Here is a 20,625-nt window from a genome sequence, read left to right on the forward strand (position 1 = left end):
CACTCTCCCGTTTTTTATTTCAAAAAAACGCTCCCGGAAAATTATACCGGGAGCATTTTATCAATCCATATGTATTTTTTACTTATTATTTCCCTTACCGTTTCCACCTTTATTGCCCCTGCTGGAACTCTTACCTTTGGAACCGCCGGCGGCATTGGAATTGGAAGTTGCGGCACCGACACCGCCGCTTACGCCTCCCTTGGAATTACCACGGCCTCCAGAAGCGGAGCTGCTTGAAGCAGATGCAGAGCCTTTGCCGCCACTCTGAGCCTTGCTGGACGCCCTGCTAAGCCCTACAGCCTTATCACCGCTACCTCCGGAGACTCCAGGAGTCTTGGAAACACCGGTCTTGGTGTTACGCGAAGTTGCAGCTGCGGTTGTGGACTTTTTGCTCTGGCCGTAATTCTTGGCAGTTGCAACAGTTTCCGCTGATGCAAGAGCTGTGGCGGTACGTGCCTGAGCCTGTTTCTGGTGTCCAAGTCCGAGAGTACTGGGATGTACTCCAAGTTCCTGTGCAATTTCACCCCATCCCATACCTTGCTCACGCATGGAGGCAATAGCATCAGTACCGATTGATGCTGCAGCAGACAAGGTTTCGTCAGCAGTAGTTTTTGCAGTTTCCAAACTGCTTTGAGCAGCAGAAAGATCAGCTTCAGCCGCATCACGTTCAACTTCAGCAGCGGCAAGACCGGTTTCAGCGTCAGCCTTGGCTGTCTCTGCGGCAGTCAAATCATTCTGTGCTGCATCTAAAGCCGTTTGTGCATCAGCCAGTGCTTCAGCATCATCTGCAGCTGTTGCAGCGTCAACGGCTGCGGTAGCTGACGCAATTGCATCATTTGCTGCAGCTATGTCTGCTTCAGCTGTTTCAATATCTGAATTATAGCCATCCACCGCTGACTGAGCGCTTTCAACAGAAGAAGCTGCCACGTCCACGGTTTCCTGTGCAGAGGCGACTTCGGCTTCAGCTTCGGCAATGGCATCACCGAATTCTGCAGCCTTGGCTTCGGCGTCAGCAGCAGCAAGTGCATCAGCCTTGGCAGCCTGTGCAGGATTAGCAAATGAAGGAGCTTCTACCTCTTCTGCTGCACCATCTTCGGCGGTATTATCATCCGTTGTGCCTTCTTCAGTTGCACCGGTATCAGTTGTTTCCGTTACTTCATCAGTTCCAGCTTCCGGGGTATCCTGCGCTAAAACACATGGAACAACCAGAATTCCGATCAAAACCAGAACCGCCATCCACCACATCGTTCTCTTAAGTTGTTTTTTCATAGACTCCTCCCTCCCCTAGTTGACTACAGTTATAAATTGTATGGATTCATCCAGCTTGAAAGTCTTTCCATCCCGCTTCACCTCTTCTGCTGTTCCAAACCAGCTTAAAGGCATCCTTGCAGGATCAAAATCAGGATGACCACTCAATATATAATCACGGACTCCCATAGCCCGTTTTTTCGCAAGGTCTGAATCTCCATTCACATAAGCCACAACATGAAAACTAAGCTTCTTGTTCTCTTCCATCATCGCGGCAATAACATGCAAAGAACTTTTACTTTCAAAATCGGATTCAACTTTACCGGGCTTATATTTAATACTACGCAAAGTGACATTACGGGTACCAAAAATAAAATTACGGTAAGAAAAATCACCAAGCAGGTTAAGCTTATCAGCACCACTCATGGCCAGAATTCCGTCAGGATAATACTCAAGGTATTTTTTCCATGCTTTGACAGCTTCCGCCTTCTTGCCCTGCCGGCCTAGGATATCAGCACGGTTGTAGAGGGCCTCAGGATTGTACTGGTCGAGTTTGATGACTTTGTCGTAAAGGACGAGAGCCTCAACAAGCTTTCCTTCTTCAAAATAGCTGTGAGCAAGGTAGAGATTGGCTGAGATATGATTCGGATCAAGAGCAAGGACTTTGCGATAGGCAGATCTTTCCTTACTGAATTGCTTCAAGGCCCAGTAATTAACACCGGACCAGAAAAGATAATCAACATTATCAGGATCAACACGGAGTGCAGTGGAAAAATAAGGCTGGGCTTTCTTAGGCTTTTTTAAAGCCATGTAATAACGGCCTACATAGTAGGCTGTTCCGGCATCATCAGGGTCTTCTTGCAATTTTTCGCTGAATGCCTTGATCCCCTCTTTATACTTATGATTTTTAAGATAGTAAGGACCAGAGAGATTGGCACACCCTGAAACAGACAGCACAATAAATGCAACTGCCAACAGAAAAACAAATCGTTTCACAACATCCTCCACAGGTTGGAGTTTGTGTTTACGACCCCTCAAAAAAAACAATCCCGTCTACAGATATAAATACCTGCAGACGGGATTAACAATTCTTTAGATAACATTATTTTATAACAGAAAGATTCCCACCTGAATCAGACCGATAATAAAGCCGAGAATTCCACCGATAACTTCAATAAACTTAAACTCTTTCTTCATAATGGAGAAAAGGATGGACTCAAGCTGCTCCATAGAAAAACATTCCACTTTATCCTGAACAAGACACTTAAAATCCAAAGAACATTCAAGCTGGGATGAAGTGGTTTCGATAAGCTTGGGCAACATGGAATCGAGCTCCTTGGAAAGCATACCCTTAACTGTCTTCATTGTCTCATCGTTCAGAAACATGCCTACCATCGGGTGCAGTGAGGTCAACTTCTCACGGAAAAAGACATCCAAGTACTCAAGAACAACTTCTTTATGCTTATCAAGAAAGGTCGGATCATGAATGACATTTTTAATATCAGTATGAGAAATAAGTTCTCTTTCAATCATCTCACCGAGACGCAGGGCCAGTTCCTTCTGACGTTTGGGAAAAATCCCCTGAATGGAAAAAGGACCGATCTTAATCGGATTGTGCGGATGGAAAAGCATTTTTACCGCAAGGAAATTTGTGAACCAGCCGATAAGGGCACAGATTACAGGTGAAAGAAGGAGCTTCAATGTTATCATTAAGTTTTTCCTGAATTATTTTATTGATTATTCACAAAAGAAGTGCGCGCACATCTTTGTCTAAAATCAGGCAAAGTGCAAGCAAATAAGACTACAGATAACATCTTAACTAAAAATACTTGATTAGTTTACAAATCAGTGTATATTGTTCCCCCTAATAGGGTGGAGTAAAATTGTGGGGGCAATTTATCATGAAAAATCTAAGTCATTCGCGGTCAATTTATTCCGAGCTATCAGAGCTCAGGGATAAAAACAAAAGCCTGGAAGAGTCTTTAAATTCCATTCGTTCAGACTGTGAGCAGCTTTGGTTTAAAAATTTATTTGCCTCTGCAGCTTCCGCAATCGCTATTCTGGATACAAAAGGCAGGATACTCTTTACCAATCCGGCTTTTACCGAAATCACAGCATACACTCCTGATGAATGCTCACGGTTGCCCCTGCATGAAATTATCATCCCCGCACATGACGTTGAGGGGCGTGAATATCTCCGCAATCTCTTCCTGGGACCAACCAGCAAAAGCAGTCTAAGTCTTACAATTATAGATAAAAACGAACATCTTCATTTTGTTGATATGTCCGTTGCCACCATTTGCACTGCCTGCGAGACCCCTGAAAACTGTATCTGTATAATGCACGACGTTACTGCTGAAAAAGAGGCTGAACTGCGGCGAGAAGAATTGATTGAAGAACTGATGGAAGTAAAAGAACTTCAGGAAGACAATGCTGCCCAGTTGGCAACCCTGCTTCATGAGCTTGACGAAAAAAACAATGCTCTTGAACAGGAAATAGCTGAAAGAAAAAATGCCGAGCAAAAACTAAAGGAAAGCGAAGAACGCTTCAAATATATGAGCATCACCGACCAGCTGACCGGACTTTTCAACCGCCGCCATATGCTGGAAGTTGCAGAAAAAGAAATTTCAGAAAGCCGCAGTTCTGGCAGTCCGTTAAGTGTATTGCTTATGGATGTTGATGATTTCAAAATGTTCAACGACACTTATGGTCATGCTGCCGGAGACGAAATTCTCGAATCAATAGGCGCAATCATCCGAAAGAATATCCGCAGCACAGACAAAGCCTTCCGCTACGGGGGGGAAGAATTCATGGTCATCCTTCCGCAGACAAGAGGACAGGAGGCAATGAGAATTGCTGAAGACATCCGCGAAGCTCTGGAGAACTATGAATACCGTCCCCAAAACGGCACTCCGGTCTACAAAACTATAAGCATCGGCGTGGCTGAATTCTCAAACGACGAAACACTGGAAAAAATGATCAAACGAGCTGACGACAACATGTACCGTTGCAAAATAAAGGGTAAAAACAGGGTTCATTTCTCCTGTGAATAATCCTGCGCTGAATCAAAATTATTCGCGCTGATTCTTTCAGCCAGATCTTTTTCCAGTTCGATAAAGATCTCATTCAAGCCCTTGTTCATGGCTTTAACGAGGGCATCCGGCCCTGTACCGTCAATCCGCACTTCACGGCTGAAATTACGGGAATAAATAATCGGCAAGTCAGGATTACCGTTATCCAGCATTATAAACTGCATTTTCAGCACGGCCTTGTGGTCCGGCCCTGAATAATCGCCGTATATAGAATTGACCACGCCTTCCAGAAGAAGCTCCCCGGTCCCCATACTGTCCGGCCCCAGCACATTGGCAAATATTCCCGACTCCCCCATCCAGACACGCAGTTCCTGCGTGACCATAGCTGCCGGGGGAACAAAAAACGAATTGTAATAGTCGGATTCGAACCCGTTTTCACCCACCTTGTAAACCAGATCTCGGTCCTCATAACGCGGAGAAATTTTAACCCGGCGAACAATCAGATTCTTATCGGTATGGATAGAATTCTTAGCCTTATCAGCACGTACAACATCGAGGGTAAAATACTTACGGTCAAGAGTAGGCCGTTCCAATTTCACACACCCAGCCAGAAAGCAGGTAAGCAGAACAGCCAATAACACTGCCGTTTTCGCGGCTCCATAAATTTTATATGAATTGTCCTGTATCATTTTTATTCTCCACTACTTCCCTTTTTCGGCGGATCTCCGAAAAGCACTCCGGCCGGATACTGTTTCGCCTCGCTGCTCAACTCCCGCAGATTTTCCATCAGCCTGCGGACATTATCCAGAATAGCTTCAATATTGCCCTGCTGTCCGGCCACGGTCATATTCACTCTTGAGAGGGTTGATTCAAACCGTGCTGCAGCTCCCTTAATTCTGTCGGAAGCCTCGCTGATATTGTTAAGGGTTTTGGAAAGATCAGCCAGAGTCTGCTTGCCTTTCGGGCCGGAAAGATATTCTTCCATACCACCGGTAACATTTTTAGCGCTTGCCGACGCTTTCCGTATATCCTTCATCGCTGCTACAATGTCCCCGGAAGAGTTTTCCATGACCATACGCATATTGCGGGCAGCAGCAGCTACATCCGGCATCAGGTTATCCACTTCCGGTGCAGCAAGAAGCTGGTTGATCCGGGTTATGAATTTCTCAGCCTCATCCAATGTTCCGGTCAAATGTTTACTGATTTCTCCGGTGTCTGCATTTTTGAGAAAAGTGCTGAGATTCTGTGCAACTTCACGGACATCCTCAATTGCATCAGCTATGTTTGCCTTGTTAATATCTTCCAGAGTATCACTGATGGACGCCACGGCACTTTCCACCCGGCTCATCATGGATGGAGCTGAAGGCACATACAAATGCTTCGGCTTCCATGTTATCTCAAGAGGGGGATTTTTTGCAGGATCCACATAATCAATCTCGAGAAAAAGCTGTCCGGTCAGTCCCAAAGAAACCGGTCGGGCGCGCAGCCCCCGATCAACCTCCCTTTTCAAAGCAGCAACAAGATCCCTTCCCTCTTTGGTCTTGAACATTTTATGATTCAGGTCACCGAGCAGATAAACATAGCGCAATGCGCTGTGTCCGAGGTCTACATAATGATCTGTGACAAAACCGATATGACTGACCGTACCGATTTTAACCCCGCGAAACTTGATGGGAGACCCAACTTCAAGGCCATTTACCGACTCGTTGAGATAAGTTTCCATTTTCACACTGCGCTCAAAAATCTTGCCGGCCCCAAGAATAGCCAGCACAGAAACAAAGAGCAGCATGCCGATAATAATAAACAGTCCCAGCCTGAACGGGTTGCTTTTCCGACTCATATATTCTCCGTAGCCAACTGATGTTGCGTGGCTTTTCCTTCGACTTCACGGTGAAAAAATCTGCGCACCTGCGGATGCTCCGTTTCTTTGCTGAGCACTCTGGGATCACCTTCGGCAATTATGCCCCGGACAGTTTTGTCCAACATGATAACCCGGTCCGCAATGGAAAAAATAGATTGCAGTTCATGGGTTACGATAACAAAAGTAACTCCCAATGAACGTGAAAGGCTGCGTATCAATTCATCAAGTTCTGCAGAAGTGACCGGATCAAGGCCGGCAGAAGGCTCATCCAAAAATAATATTTTCGGATCAAGCGCCATAGCCCGGGCAATGGCTCCGCGCTTCAGCATTCCACCGGAAAGTTCCGAAGGCATCTTGTCCGCCGAACCTTCCAGTCCCACAAGAGAAAGCTTCATGCGGGCGGTATAATCCATGGCTTCACGGGGCATGGAGGTAAACTCTTCCAAAGGAAGACGCACATTCTCAAGCAGGGTCATGGAGCCGAATAAAGCCCCCATCTGATACATAACCCCGATACGCTGCAGGATTTCCAGACGCTTCGATCCGTATGCGGAACCTATATCATCCCCGGCAATTAGAATCCGCCCGTTTGCAGGAGGGTACAGTCCGATCATATGTTTAAGCACTGTACTTTTACCGCAACCGGAACCGCCGAGGATAATAAATATTTCGCCTTTCCTGACATCAAAAGAAATATTGTCGATGATGACGGTGTCCCCGTAAGCACAGGTCAAATCCCGCACATTGATTATATTCTCTACATCATGGGACAACTTAAATACCTGCCAGAAAATAGATTACCGCAAAAATTCCGTCAAAAACCGCAATGAGAACAATCCCGCTGACAACAGCACTGGTAGTGGAATCACCAACCGCACTTGCGCCGGACTTGGTAACCAGCCCGCGCTGGCAGCCGATACCGGCAACTAAAAAACTGAATACTACTGCTTTGATCATGCCGCCGGAAAAATCCATCCACTGCACATTCTGAAAAACACGCCCGCAATAAGTGGTCAGAGGGTACCCCATGGAAAGCATGACCAGCGCTCCACCCACGAGGCTCATAAAATTGAAAAAAAGAGTCAGTAGCGGGGTGACAAAAACCGTAGCCAGCACCCGTGGCAAAACCAAAAAGCTGACCGGATTAAGTCCCATTGTGTTCAGGGCATCCAGTTCTTCGTTTACTTTCATGGTCCCGAGCTCTGCGGCAAACGCAGATCCGGTCCGCCCGGCAAGCAGGATAGCTGTAACCATAGGTCCCAGCTCACGAAACATAACCAGCCCGAGCATATTGGGTACAAAAATTTCCGCCCCGAAACGCATTAGGGAAACAGCAGACTGAAAAGACATGATCAGGCCCATCAAAAAACCGATCAGCAATATTATGGGCAGCCCGTCGGCTCCAACTTTTTCACATGTGAGCCAGAAATCAGGCCAGCGCAATTTATTCTTACGGGTGGCTGTACTCAGGGATGCGAGCACACAGTTACCTGTAAATTCAACCTGTTCGCGCATATCCTGAAGCATCTCCTGGCCGGAAAGACCTACGGAAGTAATCCATCCCCGTATGCCACCCTTGGCTTTTGCTTCTTCCTTTGGCGGGGTGGCTTTATCCGGATCGAACAAATCAAGAAAGGCTGCAAATTCAGGACGCAATCCATTGATAGAAAGAGTCTTGCCCCTATTCCGGCATTCAGCTTTCAGCATCATAAATAACGATGAACCGCCACCGTCCAGATAATCTACACCCGAACAGTCAATTATATAGCAACCAGCCGTCACAGCAGAACGGGCCTGCTCCCAGACGGCTCCGGCTCCTTCCGCATCCAGGCGGCCTGAAATTGTCATATTTGAATTAGATTTCTTAAACAACATAAAGGCTATTACCGTATATAATACACTCTTTTACAATTATAAACCGTACGTTAGCAGTTGGTAACACGAAAGGGAAGCAGGAAATATACCAAAGACAAGTGCTTACCTATCATTTTTATTCTGGATAATCAGCACATAACAGCCGCAGCAACATAAATGCAAGGAACTTAATGGGCCGAAGTACTCTTCATGACACTGCGGCCCATTTTATTGACCAACTATCTATCCTCTTTATTTTCCAGCCATACAAATAAAATAACGCATTGAAAAACTTAAAAACGGGTAGTTTCGCCTCAGCTTCCGGGTAATAATACCCCAAAAATTTTAAATAGATACACAACATATTTAGCACTTTTAAGTTGCATATTAATATTTACTATAATAACTTTGCAGCCAAATCCCGCATAAATGCGAAAGGAGATTAATATGACTATCAAAGCAAAACTCTGGATAATAGGCATGCTGGCAACAGCAGGATTTGTAATCATTTTTACCGTCGGTATTATCGGCAAAAATATAATGGAAGAAGCAAACTGGATTGAACAGCAGGCGGCAGAAGCAGAAGTTGCCATGCTGCAGGCCCGCAGAGCTGAAAAGAACTTCCTGATCAGAAAAGACCTGAAATACGTTGAACTTGTAGAAGCCAGCACCAAAACAATGCAAACAAAGCTTACCGGCTTGCAAAATACAAAACTGGGAACCTATGCCGAAAATGGATTAACGGCTGTATCAGCCTATATATCTGCCTTCAAAGAAGTAGTAACAGACCTGAAAAAGATGGGTCTGGATCAAGACTCCGGAATTCAGGGACAACTCAGGAACACCATTCGCAATGTTGAGAAAATATGCATGATATATGACTCAAGTCTTGAATCAGGCTTACTGAGGCTGCGTAGGCATGAAAAAAACTACATTTTGTATCACGATGGTACACATCTCGAAGAAGTGAACAAAAGCATGGATGAATTCACACAATCCATCAATAACTCAGCTCTCAACACCGAGCAGAGATCAGCCCTTGGAGATCAGCTCAACTCCTACCAGCAACTTGTTACAAATTACGCCCAGCTTTCCAGTAAAATAGAAAGAAATAAACAGTCATTCATCAAGTCAGTCCGCACTATGGAGCCGCTTCTGGAAAAAATGGCCTCAGAAGCTGAAACAATGCTCAAATCGCGAAGCAATATCATTTCCCGGACAACCCTTGCAGTCGAGATCTCAACTATACTGATTCTTCTTGTATCTATAGCTTTCATTATCAAATCCATAACATCCCCACTGAAAGCCCTTGAAATCTGTGCCGATTACGTCAGTGAAGGAAACTTTGATGCCTGTGAAAAAATACATTTAACCGGGGAACTTGAGTCTTTGCGGGAAACTATGGCCCTGATGATAGTTAAACTGAAACAAAGCATGGACGACGCACAAAATAAAAGCATTGAAGCAAAAAGGCAGGCCCAAAAAGCCAGTGAAGCTATGCATGAAGCCAACTCCGAACGAGAAAACACAGCCGCTATGCTCGCAACAATGTCTGCAATTTCCGAAGAGGCTGATTTGATCACGGAAGAACTTCATGTTGTAGCTCACAATCTGGCATCAGAAGCTGAAGAAATTAAGAAAGGAGCGGACAGCCAACGCCGTAAAACTGATGAAAGTGCCATAGCGGTACAACAAATGAACGGCTCCATCACAGGAGTTGCCGATAAAGCTTCGCAGGCTTCCAAGGGAACAGACGAGGCCAGCCGCAGGGCAAAAGAAGGATTTCAGCTGGTAAGCTACGTTGTTGATTCAACCGACCGGGTTAGAATTCAAACCCAGAACCTCAAAGAAGCTTTATCTGAGTACAGTTATCAGGCGGAATCAATCGGAACCATCATGGGAGTAATTTCAGACATCGCAGACCAGACCAACCTGCTGGCCTTGAATGCTGCGATTGAAGCTGCCCGTGCGGGTGAGGCTGGTCGCGGTTTTGCCGTTGTTGCCGATGAAGTCCGCAAACTTGCGGAAAAAACAATGCATGCAACACAGGAAGTAGGGGACGCTATATCCGGCATCAGAAGCGGCACCGAGGCCAGTATGACAATTATGGATGAGACTGAGGGGGCGGTAACCCAGTGCTTTAATCAGGCAAAAGATGCAGGCCAGTCGCTTCAGGATATTGTCAGCATAGTTGCCGAATCAGCAGGAGAAGTCCAATTTATAGCATCTGCAACCGAAGAACAATCAGCCGCCTGCCAACAAATTAATTCTTCTTCAATGGAAATAAACAATGTTTCCAACGAAACTTCAACAAGGGTTGACCACTCTTTTGCAGCCATCAACAACATCACACAACTGGCTTCAAACCTTAAGGAACTGACCGGAAAACTGAATAACTGCAAAATCAGCTAAACCATCTCAAGAAAAAAAACACCGCAATACCATTCCGTATTGCGGTGTTATTTTTATTAAACAGACTTAGTTCTTTTAAGATCTTATGCTACCCAATCATCGTCCTCGGAGATCGGGGCGAAGCCGCGACGCATGGTATTTTCGCATACAAGACGTGGATCCATGAACTGGAGCAGGTAGTCAGGGCCGCCGGACTTGGAACCGACGCCGGACATCTTGAATCCGCCAAATGAGTGGCGCTCAACCAAAGCACCTACGCTGGGCTTGTTCAGGTACAGGTTGCCGACGCGGAACTCACGGGAGGCCTTTTCAAGATGCTTGGGACTTCTGGAATAGACCGCACCGGTGAGCGCGAATTTGGTAGAGTTGGCAATATCAAGGGCTTCATCAAAATCATTGGCCCGCATGATGGACAACACAGGCCCAAAGACTTCTTCCTGAGCTATGCGGTGTTCCTTGGTAATACCGTCCACGACCAGCAAAGGAGTGTAGCAACCGCCCTTCTCGCGGTATTCTGCCGGAGCTTCATGCTTAATGACAACATTGCCTTCTTCTTCAGCAAGCTTGCAATACTCAAGCACGTTCTTCTGGGCTGCCTTATCAACAACCGGTCCCATGTAATTTGTTGGATCTTCAGAGGGACCGAGCTTGATGGATGCAGCAGCTTCCTTCAAACGGTGGATAAACCGATCATAAATGGAATCAAGAACTATAACGCGCGAACAAGCTGAACATTTCTGCCCCTGAAAGCCGAAGGCAGCATAAAGAACACCGAGTACGGCTTCATCAAGGTCTGCGTCGTCATCAATGATAATACCATTCTTACCGCCCATTTCCGCGATAACCTTCTTGCACTGTTCCTGTCCGGGCTGAACCTTGGCAGCACGCTCCTGAATACGCAGACCGACTTCCATTGAGCCGGTAAAAGCGATTACCGAAACATCAGGATGATCGACCAGATGATCCCCCATTACGGAGCCACGGCCGGGACAATAGTTGAACACTCCGTCAGGCAGCCCTGCGGCCTTGAACATCTGGACCAGGCCGTAGCCGACAGCAGAGGAAATGCCTGCAGGCTTGTATACAACCGGACAGCCGGCAACAATGGCGGCAGAGACCATGCCCACACTGATAGCCAGCGGGAAGTTCCACGGGGCGATAACTGCGGCAACACCCTTACCCTGATAAAAATACCGGGAATATTCGCCCGGAGCATTACCCATACGTCTGGGTGCGCCGAGGCGGATCATTTCGCGGGCATAGTACTCAAGAAAGTCAATGGCTTCGGCAACGTCTGCCTGAGCCTGATCCCACTGCTTACCGACTTCAAGGACCTGCAGTGCACAAAGGTCATACATATTATCTTTAAGATATTGAGACGCCTTGAGCAGGTACTGGGCACGCTCCTTGTGATCGACATCACGCCAGTCCAGATAAGCTTCCTTGGCTGTTGCTACTGCTTTATCAACTTCAGCTATGCCGGCCTGACATACGGAACCAATTATTTCGGAAGGATCAGCAGGGTTGTAGGATTCAAGGACATCCTCGGTAACAACCTCCTGCCCGCCGATGTAGAGCGGATAACGCTTACCGAAATCCTGACGGACTTTAGCCATGGCAGCAGGGAAACCGTCACGCTCCTCCTTAACAGTAAAATCTGCAGGCGGAAAGTTATTGAATCTGGGCAGTTCCCCTTCCGGCAGTTCCTTTTTCTTCTTGGGCGGCTTGGCTTCCAATTCCCGCTTAAGGGTGATTTCAGGATTCTCCAACAACCGGCTTACATCTGCCTCATCGGCAAAAGTCTGTTTGAGGAACGACTCGTTGGCGGTATTCTCCAGCAGCCGGCGAACAAGGTAGGCCATACCCGGAATAAGGTCGCCGTAGGGGCAGTAAAGACGGACACGCTTGGCAACATTTTTCAAGCCCTTACGTACCGGTTCAGCCATACCGTAAAGAACCTGAAATTCATATTTATCTTCAGGAACACCAAGCTCATTGGCAACTTCCATGACAGAAGAAATCGTACGAATGTTGTGAGATGCACAAGCAAAGTGGCAGATATCGTGGTTCTCAAGAATCATTTTGGAAACACGCTCATAAGCCATGTCCGACTCCGGCTTATGGGTCCATACCGGTACAGGCCAGTCATTCTGTTTGGCAAGAACGGTTTCGTAATCCCAGTAAGCACCTTTTACCAGACGTATGGAAATGGGCAGGTTCTCTTCACGCGCCCAATTCAGCATATCTGAAACATCATCTTCCACACTGCGCAGATAGGCCTGAAAAACAATACCGATGTGCGGATAATCGGGATATTTTTTTCTGAACCGCTTATACATTTCAACAGTAGGCTCTTTATACTTAAGAGCTTCCATATCGATGCACATGAAGCCGCCCATGTCCATGACCTTCTTGTACACAGGTTCAATGGCATCCATCATACCCTGTACGGTGCCTTCAAGATCTACCGGCTTGGACTGGGAATAAAAGGCGGAAGGTTTGACTGCAACATTGATCTTGGGAGCATGTCCCCAATCAAGGTCGCCGGAAGCGTCAAGGGCATCCCATTTTTTATACTCTTTTTCTATAGCATCAAGAACTTCCAGATATCCGTCACGATAAGCGGCAGCTTCTTCATGAGAAACAGTGGCCTCTCCAAGCAGGTCAAGGACAAATGCAAAACCGTCCTTGCGCAGTTTGCGGATACCTTTTACGGCTTCCTTTGATTTCTGGCCGATTATGAACTGACGGGCCATACCCTCGATATTAGAACGTATGGTCTTGTTCAGCACCTTGGCTACAAGCCCACCGCCAAATCCGGTCTTGGAGGCACCCCATTTGAGTACATCGGGAATATTGCTGTCTTCACCGGCAAAATACTCTTCAATATGCCTTGAAAGGGACTCGGATGTATTGAGGTACGGCAACACATCGACAAAACGGAACATCTGGACCTTGAAATCTTCATTTTTCATGGACCAGTCCATTACCTTACCTGTCCACCAGCCCTTGTTGAAGATCGAAGGAGCTTCCCCGGATATGGAATCAAAAAACTGTTTACCGCGTTCTATTACCTTGCTGTCCAGAGTGGAGACTTCTGCGTTCATACCTGCCTCTCCTTAAGATTTTAAATGGTTCTTCAAAATCAAATTTTGCAGACCGCTCAAAATCATTCCGCACCTGAATCATCAGATAAGAACAGGTCCACACTGCCGAACCTGTACACGGTATTTTACAGTCTGCTATGATTCGTAATCGTCCTCTTCCAGAGGAATAGCCCGAGACTCCTTGATAGTGTTCAATACGATGGTTGAGTTGGTGTCCCTAACGGTTTCGATTCTTCCAATCTGCCCCAGCATAATGGCCAGTCCGTCGGTATCCTCGCAGCGAACTTTGATAAGATAGCTGTCTCTCCCCGCGCAGTAATGAACTTCCAGTACTCCGGGTACACGGGAAAGTTCTTCACCGGTGGAGGTGGCGCCCACGCCTTCATTAACGTTCACAAAGATAAAGGCGGTGAGGGAACGGCCAACGGCCTTGGGATTAACTATGGCTTCATATCCGGTAAGCACGTCTTTACGTTCCAGCTTGCGGACACGCTCAAGTACAGCTGAAGGGGCCATACCGACCTTACGTGCGATATCAGCGTTAGAGACCCGGCCACTATTCTGAAGTATTGTCAGAATTTTACGATCTGTTTCGTCAATTTTTCTCTTACTCATTTGTTTTTTAGAATAAAATTCAATTTTAGAAGTTTTGTCAAGAAGATTTTACATTAAAACACACACCTAAACATCAAAAGTTAAGCAAAACAGTCTTATATGCGAATTATTTTCTATACATCTCCTTGTATACCTGAATTTTTGACTGATGCACACCAAAACATATTACCAATTCATTCATTTGCTGATTAACTGATCAAACAAAATTGTCACACATTTTTGTACAACATACATTTTTGTAGTGATTTTCCACAACAAAAAGCATTGAACAACATTAATCGCTAGAGTAAAAATGAAAAAACTAATACATCTGGTCGGATTTATTGAAATGCGAAAAACACAATGCAAGTGTCGGGAAGAAGATTGAGACCAAGCGGAGCTTGACGAATTAAGTTCGCATATTATGTAATAAAACAGAACAAAGCAAGCATTCCGAACATTCTTCGGATCACACAATTTAACACCCTCAAGTTTCGTTTAACTCAAACTTTTTGCCTCATCCTCTAATAATCCGTAAGCAGTAGCTCCAAGCCCGGCTAAAACAAGAAGCAACTCATTACTAAAACCAGACGAGTCCTCAATGAATGGGAAAAAAGCACGGCATTACTTTGAAACGGGATACTTATGCGCAGAGAGCGTATTACTGGCAGGCGCCGACATTCTCGAGATAAACAATCCTGCAATCCCGGCCATGGCAACCGCTTTCTGCTCCGGGACATCTCGTACACGGGGAACCTGCGGGGCGTATCAGGGAGCCGTTCTGCTGATCAGCATCCTCCATGGCAGAAGTAACTCTGGACAAGACTTGGACTTTTGTTATGGACTTGTTCAGGATCTTACAGAATGGTTTAGAAACAATTACGGAACCACTGATTGCCTTCAAATAACAGGATGTGACTTCAGCCTGAATTCCGGGCGAAAAAAATTCAAGGAAGAGGGAATCAAGGTCAGCACATGCTACCCCCTTGTGGATAATACAACTGAATTTGTCACCAAACTTCTTAAGGAAAATTCTTAATCGACATGTCATCACCTGCACTGCTCTACTTCAAACTTATCGGCTCAGTAATATTCTGGGGCGGAACATGGATTGCCGGAAGAATTCTTGCCGGACACCTGACCCCGTATTCTGCTGCATTCCTGCGCTTTTTCTTTGCCACTATTTTCATGTTCTTCCTCAGTTGCCGGGTTACAGGTCATAAACCATCCTGCTCCCGCAAAGATATCTTACCGCTTGCTTTCCTCGGTCTGAGCGGGGTTTTCCTGTATAATATACTGTTCTTCAGCGGTTTGCAGACTGTCAACGCTGGCAGGGCCGCACTTATTATTGCGGCCACACCTACGTTCATCGCCCTTGGCTCGGCCCTGATTTTCAAAGAAAAATTCACTCTATGGAAAATTGCCGGATTCTTACTGGCCCTGACCGGGGTCAGCACCATCATCGGACACGGGAATCCCATATCCATACTGACCGAAGGGACCAGTTACGGAGATCTATGCATAATAGGATGTGTAATTAGCTGGGCTGCTTATTCACTTGCCGGGAAACCGGTCATGAAAAGGATAAATCCTATTGAGACGGTTTACTGGTCCTGCCTGTTCGGAGCATTAATGCTTCTGGGACCAGCCCTGTATCATGGACTTGTTTCAGAGATAATCAGTGCATCACTCATAGATTATAGCTGTATACTGTATCTTTCCCTACTCGGAACAGGATTAGGATTCAGTTGGTATTTTGAAGCAATACAGGAAATAGGTCCATCCAAGACCGGAATATTCATCAACCTCGTCCCAGTTACGGCAGTGGCTCTGGGGGCGGTTATGCTTGGCGAGCCCGTTGACCTGTTTCTCGTAACCGGGGGAGCACTGACCATCTTCGGGGTCTGGCTAACCAACCGCAGCTAGACTTTTACAATTTGATGCGCTACGCGCTTTTGATAAATAGATTTAGCCTCCGGCAGGAGAAAAGACAGAGACCCTCTACACTCCTTAGTAGGGCTTTGCCTCCGGAGACATTACATTGCAATTAATTTCAATTAAACGTTCCTCAGCACAGGGTGTGCGAACGTAAATTAAAAACAACAAAACCGGCGCAACCTTAATAAAAAGTTCTGGGATTCTTAAACCCTTTTCCCAAAAGAGTTTAAGCCCCCGGCAGGGCCGCCGAAGGCATACTGAACATGTACGACGCAGATGATTTATATAATGATGAAGAGGAATATTCCGGTCCCAGCAGATCGCAAAAAAAGCGGGATATGACCGCTCTGCAGAATATGGCCGAGAAACTGATGACCCTTGGCCCGGAACTGGTCAAAAAATGCGGGTTGCCGGACTACTTTATTGAAGAAGTTCTCGATGCCATGGCCATCAAATCCCATGAAGCAAAACGCCGTAAAACACAATACATCGGCAAGCTTATACGCGAGGTTGACCCGCAACCGCTCATTGATTTCCTTGAAGACATTGAGACCGGAAACAAAGCCGACAACATGAAATTCCATGCCCTTGAACAATGGCGCACCAGGCTGATTGAAGGTGATTTTTCCGTACTTGATGAAATTTTGGAGCAACATCCTCAGGCAGACCGCCAGAGGATTTCACAGTTAGCCCGCAATGCAAGAAAGGAAAAAGAAAAATCCAAGCCTCCCAAGTCCGCACGTGCCCTTTTCAAAACCCTGCGTGAACTATCTGAGTAAACGGGCTTGACTCGGGAAAATTTAATATTACTTTACTTGTGTTGTGAATTAATTCACACTCCCGTTTCCAAGAAAACAATCAAGGAGAAATACCGTGACTTATACTTTTAGTGGTGTAGAACTGGAAGAAAGAACCTGCCCCCATTGCGGGGAAGAACTCAGCCCCTGGATTGCACCGCCGGAATCCGGCTGGGGTGTAATCGTGGTCTGCAACAACAATAAATGCCCGCACTACGTCGGTTCGGACTGCGATATCGTCAACAAGCGTGATGATTCCAATCTCGGATGCCGTTATGCAGAAAACCCTGATAACAATTACACACCGTTCAACCTCCTTGCATGGACAAGATAACAGCACTATAAACACAATAATTAAAATCCCCGCAAACTGGTGTTTGTGGGGATTTTTTATTTTAAAGTCTCTTTTTCACTGTTTGCGAAAGAAATGACATATTGACAAAGCAAATCACAATTCCTATTCAAAATTCCCGGCTCCGAAACAACTTTCCCGTGAGGGTCACTATGTCCTTTCTCCAAGCTCAATATGTTGCAGTGGTTGCCCTGCTTACAGCAGTGCTGCTCTGGTCCAGCTCATTTGTTGCCTTAAAGCTTGCTATGGCGGTATATGACCCCACTTTCGTAATCTTCGGAAGAATGATGCTGGCCACAATCTGCTTCCTGTTTTTTATACCGAATTTTAAAAAGCAGCCCATCCATAAAGGAGACTTCAAGTGGTTGATCTTTATGGCCTTTTGCGAACCATGCATGTATTTCGTCTTCGAAAGTCAGGCCATAACGTATACTTCCGCCTCGCAAGCGGGGATGATTTGCTCTACCCTTCCTCTACTAATGGCTGTTTCTGCACGGTTTATCTTAAAAGAAAAGCTCAGCCGCAGGACCCTGATCGGATTTACTCTGGCTGTTTGCGGAGGAATATGGCTTTCCCTTTCCTCAGAATCCACTGAAAACGCGCCCAATCCCATACTTGGAAACTCGCTTGAGTTTTTGGCCATGTGCTGTGCGGTTGGATACATGACCGTTCTGAAGAAAATGACCGCCCGCTACTCTTCCCTTTTCCTGACCGCATTTCAGGCTTTTATGGGAGCAATATTTTACCTGCCGCTACTGGCCTTACCTTCCACCGATCTACCTACGGTTTTCGATCCGCTTGCAGCAGGCAGCATTGTTTATCTTGGAATAGGTGTAACCATAGGCGGATACGGACTCTACAACTTAGGTATGTCCAAACTTCCGGCCAACCAGACCACCGCCTACATAAACCTGATCCCGGTATTTACCCTCTTCTTCGGTTGGCTGATTCTTGATGAAACCTTTACCTCCACGCAATTTCTCGCCGCAGCACTGGTCATGGGCGGGGTTATTTTAAGTCAGGACAGGAGGCGTGGATAATTTCTCAGGAAATCCCGAAAGAGATCCCCAAGACCTTAAAAGTTATCTCTGAACTGTTTCCAATTTTTAAACTGAGATCAGATGTCCTGACCGTGAAAACCCCAAAATAAAACCGCAATATCTCAAAGTATTGCGGTTTTATTTTGGGGTTTTTATATTAAATTATATTTCAATGAAAATCGGCAGATCAGGCAATTCAATTCCATCCATTCGCGCTGCTTCTTCAAGTAATCTTGAAACAGCCTGTTCTCCTTCTTCTCCGACATCTTCGGAATAGTCGGTAACAAAAGTCTTGATGTGCTCATGGATCACATCATCATCCATTTCCTGCGCATTTTCTTTAATGTAAGGCCACGCGGATTTTTCATCTATATGAGAAAGCGTGAGGGATTTACGGATAGCGGCATTGACAAGTGAAGCGGTTTCCGCACCGAGAGAGCGTTTGATGGCGATGGAGCCGAGCGGGATAGGCAGACCGGAAAAATCCTCCCACCACTGACCAAGATCAGCAAGTCTGGATAAACCGAGAGCTTCATAAGTAAAACGGCCTTCGTGGATAACCACCCCGGCATCAACCTCCCCGTTCTTAATGGCTGGCATAACCTGATCAAAGACCATCTCCACCAGCTCTATGTTGATTCCTGCTTGGCGACACATAAGGCTGAACAATAAATTTGCGGTTGTATTGCGTCCCGGTATAGCAACACGCTTGCCATCAAGGTCATCTATGATGCAAGGTGCTCCGGTAAGCAGCAACGGCCCTACGCCACGCCCCATGGCTCCACCGGCGCGCAGAAGAATATAATCATCCATGATATGCGCTGCGGCATGGACGGAGACCTTACATATGTCCATCCTTCCGGACCGGGCCATGGAATTCAATTCCTCGACATCAGCGAGGGTGACGTCAAGTTTAAAAGGGTCTATGCTGACTGCCCCGCTTGCGAGGGCATGAAAAATAAACGTATCGTTCGGGCAGGGCGAATAGCCCAGTTTCAATATTTTGCTCATGGGCAAGGTTTTATATTTTTAAGAGCCGGAAATCCAGTGTTGACACGGATGGAAGCGACTTTTATTTACGGCTGAACAAAGGTGAATATAAATGATCTCAAAAAACTACTTTAAAGCTGCCGGACTCGAACGTATCCTCGACAAAATTCTTGACGAGGAACGACTTTCCATCGAGGACGGGCTTACCCTCTTTAATTGTCCCGACCTTAATGCGCTGGGCGCACTTGCTTCCATCCGCAGACGTCAATTACACGGCAACAAGACATTCTACGTAATCAACCGCCACATCAATTATACAAACATCTGTGTGAACGGCTGCCTTTTCTGTGCCTATGCCCGCAAGCCCGGTGAAAAAGGCTCTTTCAAACTCAGCAGGGAAGACATCCTCGAAAAGCTGAAAAATGCACCAATCCCTCCCCGTGAAGTCCACGTGGTCGGTGGGTGCCATCACGATATTCCGCTATCATTTTTCGAAGAGACCTTCGTTGAAATCAAAAAAATGCTTCCGCAGTCAGCAATTAAATCCTTCACAGCTGTAGAAATCGACCATTTTTCTAAAGCAGAAGGCATCTCCACGGTTGAAGTGCTCAAACGGCTTAAAGCTGCCGGTTCCGAGATGCTTACCGGTGGCGGAGCTGAAATCTTCAACCCGGAAGTACGCGCCAAAATCTGCCCGGAAAAACTTCCCGGCGAAGATTGGTTACGCATCCACGGAGAAGCCCACGGGCTCGGTTTCACCACCAACTGCACTATGCTCTATGGACATGTGGAATCATATGCCGACAGGATTGATCATCTGGACAGGTTACGCCGCCAACAGGATATTTCCGGTGGTTTTAACTGCCTAATTCCCTTACCCTTCCTGACAGAAAACAGCAGACTGAAAATTGATAATCCTCTTACTGGGGTTGATGAATTACGTAATATTGCTGTTTGCCGACTCATGCTGGATAACATCCCGCACATCAAGTCCTACTGGGTAATGCTCGGCGTAAAGCAGGCGCAGACCGCCCTCCATTTCGGCGCCGACGATTTTGACGGAACCGTTGTCGAGGAAAAAATCGGACATATGGCCGGAGCAGAATCCGAACAGGGATTGAGCCGAACCGAAATCGAAGAAATGATCATCGGCTGCGGGTTCATCCCGGTCGAACGCGATGCTGCTTTTAATGAAATTTAAGAATGCCTCCGGCGCCCCTTCGGGGACCAGAAAAACTTTTTGAAAAAAGATTCTCTGGTCTCTTCAAAAACTTTTAATAGTTTTGGTCAGTCATTAAGTTTCTTGACTGGCACTGACAATATTTAAAAAAGGGTTAATTTTTAAATTCACCCTAATCTTCATAAGCCACTGACGCGAAGCCCGTTAAAAAGTTTTGATG

18 protein-coding genes are annotated in these 20,625 nt (G+C 46.3%); 8 read left to right on the top strand and 10 right to left on the bottom strand.

The window, feature by feature from the left end; all coding sequences use genetic code 11:
• Positions 1-78: 78 nt before the first annotated feature.
• The 3 genes from ACKU41_RS05925 to ACKU41_RS05935 all read right to left on the bottom strand — a co-directional run bounded on the left by ACKU41_RS05925 (position 79) and on the right by ACKU41_RS05935 (position 2,958).
• Positions 79-1,269, bottom strand: a complete 1,191-nt coding sequence (locus ACKU41_RS05925; RefSeq protein ID WP_321404633.1) for a hypothetical protein — start codon at positions 1,267-1,269, stop codon at positions 79-81.
• A gap of 15 nt (positions 1,270-1,284) precedes the next feature.
• Positions 1,285-2,244, bottom strand: a complete 960-nt coding sequence (locus ACKU41_RS05930; protein WP_321404634.1) for a tetratricopeptide repeat protein — start codon at positions 2,242-2,244, stop codon at positions 1,285-1,287.
• 111 nt (positions 2,245-2,355) lie between these two features.
• Positions 2,356-2,958: a DUF445 family protein gene (locus ACKU41_RS05935; RefSeq protein WP_321404636.1), complete on the bottom strand. Its 603-nt coding sequence runs from the start codon at positions 2,956-2,958 to the stop codon at positions 2,356-2,358.
• 191 nt (positions 2,959-3,149) lie between these two features.
• Here ACKU41_RS05935 and ACKU41_RS05940 point away from each other — a divergent pair, with 191 nt between their 5' ends.
• Complete coding sequence (locus tag ACKU41_RS05940; RefSeq protein ID WP_321404637.1) at positions 3,150-4,301, top strand: GGDEF domain-containing protein; 1,152 nt, start codon at positions 3,150-3,152, stop codon at positions 4,299-4,301.
• Here ACKU41_RS05940 and ACKU41_RS05945 read toward each other — a convergent pair.
• Genes ACKU41_RS05945 through ACKU41_RS05960 form a run of 4 tightly spaced genes read right to left on the bottom strand, consistent with a single transcriptional unit; the run spans position 4,283 to position 7,989 of the window.
• Positions 4,283-4,969: an ABC-type transport auxiliary lipoprotein family protein gene (locus ACKU41_RS05945; protein ID WP_321404638.1), complete on the bottom strand. Its 687-nt coding sequence runs from the start codon at positions 4,967-4,969 to the stop codon at positions 4,283-4,285. The genes ACKU41_RS05940 and ACKU41_RS05945 overlap by 19 nt on opposite strands.
• A 2-nt stretch (positions 4,970-4,971) precedes the next feature.
• Positions 4,972-6,120, bottom strand: coding sequence for an MlaD family protein (locus ACKU41_RS05950; protein WP_321404639.1), 1,149 nt, complete (start codon positions 6,118-6,120; stop codon positions 4,972-4,974).
• Positions 6,117-6,914: an ATP-binding cassette domain-containing protein gene (locus tag ACKU41_RS05955; RefSeq protein WP_319780430.1), complete on the bottom strand. Its 798-nt coding sequence runs from the start codon at positions 6,912-6,914 to the stop codon at positions 6,117-6,119. The genes ACKU41_RS05950 and ACKU41_RS05955 overlap by 4 nt, the downstream gene beginning before the upstream one ends.
• A 1-nt stretch (position 6,915) precedes the next feature.
• Positions 6,916-7,989 carry an MlaE family lipid ABC transporter permease subunit gene (locus ACKU41_RS05960; RefSeq protein ID WP_321404641.1) on the bottom strand — a complete coding sequence of 358 codons (1,074 nt, stop codon included), beginning with the start codon at positions 7,987-7,989 and terminating at the stop codon, positions 6,916-6,918.
• A 453-nt stretch (positions 7,990-8,442) separates the two neighbouring features.
• On the opposite strand from ACKU41_RS05960, the gene ACKU41_RS05965 reads away from it, so the two are divergent.
• Positions 8,443-10,407, top strand: a complete 1,965-nt coding sequence (locus tag ACKU41_RS05965) for a methyl-accepting chemotaxis protein (RefSeq protein WP_321404642.1) — start codon at positions 8,443-8,445, stop codon at positions 10,405-10,407.
• An 83-nt stretch (positions 10,408-10,490) separates the two neighbouring features.
• On the opposite strand, the gene ACKU41_RS05970 is transcribed toward ACKU41_RS05965, so the two are convergent.
• Together ACKU41_RS05970 and ACKU41_RS05975 are read right to left on the bottom strand one after the other, a co-directional pair.
• A complete protein-coding gene (locus tag ACKU41_RS05970; RefSeq protein ID WP_321404643.1) occupies positions 10,491-13,514 on the bottom strand; it encodes a proline dehydrogenase family protein in 3,024 nt (1,007 codons plus the stop codon).
• A 135-nt stretch (positions 13,515-13,649) separates the two neighbouring features.
• Positions 13,650-14,129: an Lrp/AsnC family transcriptional regulator gene (locus ACKU41_RS05975; protein ID WP_319780436.1), complete on the bottom strand. Its 480-nt coding sequence runs from the start codon at positions 14,127-14,129 to the stop codon at positions 13,650-13,652.
• A gap of 580 nt (positions 14,130-14,709) precedes the next feature.
• Here ACKU41_RS05975 and ACKU41_RS05980 point away from each other — a divergent pair.
• From ACKU41_RS05980 to ACKU41_RS06000, 5 genes are all read left to right on the top strand, one after another.
• Positions 14,710-15,147 carry a C-GCAxxG-C-C family protein gene (locus tag ACKU41_RS05980; RefSeq protein ID WP_319780437.1) on the top strand — a complete coding sequence of 146 codons (438 nt, stop codon included), beginning with the start codon at positions 14,710-14,712 and terminating at the stop codon, positions 15,145-15,147.
• Between the two features lie 5 nt (positions 15,148-15,152).
• A complete protein-coding gene (locus ACKU41_RS05985; protein WP_319780438.1) occupies positions 15,153-16,034 on the top strand; it encodes a DMT family transporter in 882 nt (293 codons plus the stop codon).
• Between the two features lie 275 nt (positions 16,035-16,309).
• Positions 16,310-16,825, top strand: coding sequence for a ribosome biogenesis factor YjgA (gene yjgA, locus ACKU41_RS05990; RefSeq protein ID WP_319780439.1), 516 nt, complete (start codon positions 16,310-16,312; stop codon positions 16,823-16,825).
• 94 nt (positions 16,826-16,919) lie between these two features.
• Complete coding sequence (locus tag ACKU41_RS05995; RefSeq protein ID WP_319780440.1) at positions 16,920-17,177, top strand: hypothetical protein; 258 nt, start codon at positions 16,920-16,922, stop codon at positions 17,175-17,177.
• A gap of 170 nt (positions 17,178-17,347) precedes the next feature.
• Positions 17,348-18,235: a DMT family transporter gene (locus ACKU41_RS06000; protein ID WP_319780441.1), complete on the top strand. Its 888-nt coding sequence runs from the start codon at positions 17,348-17,350 to the stop codon at positions 18,233-18,235.
• 162 nt (positions 18,236-18,397) lie between these two features.
• Here ACKU41_RS06000 and ACKU41_RS06005 read toward each other — a convergent pair whose 3' ends face one another.
• Positions 18,398-19,246 carry a 1,4-dihydroxy-6-naphthoate synthase gene (locus tag ACKU41_RS06005; protein WP_321404645.1) on the bottom strand — a complete coding sequence of 283 codons (849 nt, stop codon included), beginning with the start codon at positions 19,244-19,246 and terminating at the stop codon, positions 18,398-18,400.
• A 91-nt stretch (positions 19,247-19,337) separates the two neighbouring features.
• On the opposite strand from ACKU41_RS06005, the gene mqnE reads away from it, so the two are divergent.
• On the top strand, positions 19,338-20,426 hold the full coding sequence (gene mqnE, locus ACKU41_RS06010) for an aminofutalosine synthase MqnE (protein WP_321404646.1): 1,089 nt from the start codon (positions 19,338-19,340) through the stop codon (positions 20,424-20,426).
• Positions 20,427-20,625: the final 199 nt, after the last annotated feature.

It is taken from the genome of Maridesulfovibrio sp., assembly GCF_963678865.1.
GTDB lineage: Bacteria > Desulfobacterota > Desulfovibrionia > Desulfovibrionales > Desulfovibrionaceae > Maridesulfovibrio.

Excerpts from the sequence above, each read along its gene's own strand:
- ACKU41_RS05925 (WP_321404633.1), bottom strand. The coding sequence starts at position 1,269 with ATGAAAAAACAACTTAAGAGAACGATGTGGTGGATGGCGGTTCTGGTT.
- ACKU41_RS05935 (WP_321404636.1), bottom strand. The coding sequence starts at position 2,958 with ATGATAACATTGAAGCTCCTTCTTTCACCTGTAATCTGTGCCCTTATC.
- ACKU41_RS05940 (WP_321404637.1), top strand. The coding sequence starts at position 3,150 with ATGAAAAATCTAAGTCATTCGCGGTCAATTTATTCCGAGCTATCAGAG.
- ACKU41_RS05945 (WP_321404638.1), bottom strand. The coding sequence starts at position 4,969 with ATGATACAGGACAATTCATATAAAATTTATGGAGCCGCGAAAACGGCA.
- ACKU41_RS05950 (WP_321404639.1), bottom strand. The coding sequence starts at position 6,120 with ATGAGTCGGAAAAGCAACCCGTTCAGGCTGGGACTGTTTATTATTATC.
- ACKU41_RS05960 (WP_321404641.1), bottom strand. The coding sequence starts at position 7,989 with ATGACAATTTCAGGCCGCCTGGATGCGGAAGGAGCCGGAGCCGTCTGG.
- ACKU41_RS05965 (WP_321404642.1), top strand. The coding sequence starts at position 8,443 with ATGACTATCAAAGCAAAACTCTGGATAATAGGCATGCTGGCAACAGCA.
- ACKU41_RS05970 (WP_321404643.1), bottom strand. The coding sequence starts at position 13,514 with ATGAACGCAGAAGTCTCCACTCTGGACAGCAAGGTAATAGAACGCGGT.
- ACKU41_RS05975 (WP_319780436.1), bottom strand. The coding sequence starts at position 14,129 with ATGAGTAAGAGAAAAATTGACGAAACAGATCGTAAAATTCTGACAATA.
- ACKU41_RS05980 (WP_319780437.1), top strand. The coding sequence starts at position 14,710 with ATGAATGGGAAAAAAGCACGGCATTACTTTGAAACGGGATACTTATGC.
- ACKU41_RS05985 (WP_319780438.1), top strand. The coding sequence starts at position 15,153 with ATGTCATCACCTGCACTGCTCTACTTCAAACTTATCGGCTCAGTAATA.
- yjgA (WP_319780439.1), top strand. The coding sequence starts at position 16,310 with ATGTACGACGCAGATGATTTATATAATGATGAAGAGGAATATTCCGGT.
- ACKU41_RS06000 (WP_319780441.1), top strand. The coding sequence starts at position 17,348 with ATGTCCTTTCTCCAAGCTCAATATGTTGCAGTGGTTGCCCTGCTTACA.
- ACKU41_RS06005 (WP_321404645.1), bottom strand. The coding sequence starts at position 19,246 with ATGAGCAAAATATTGAAACTGGGCTATTCGCCCTGCCCGAACGATACG.
- mqnE (WP_321404646.1), top strand. The coding sequence starts at position 19,338 with ATGATCTCAAAAAACTACTTTAAAGCTGCCGGACTCGAACGTATCCTC.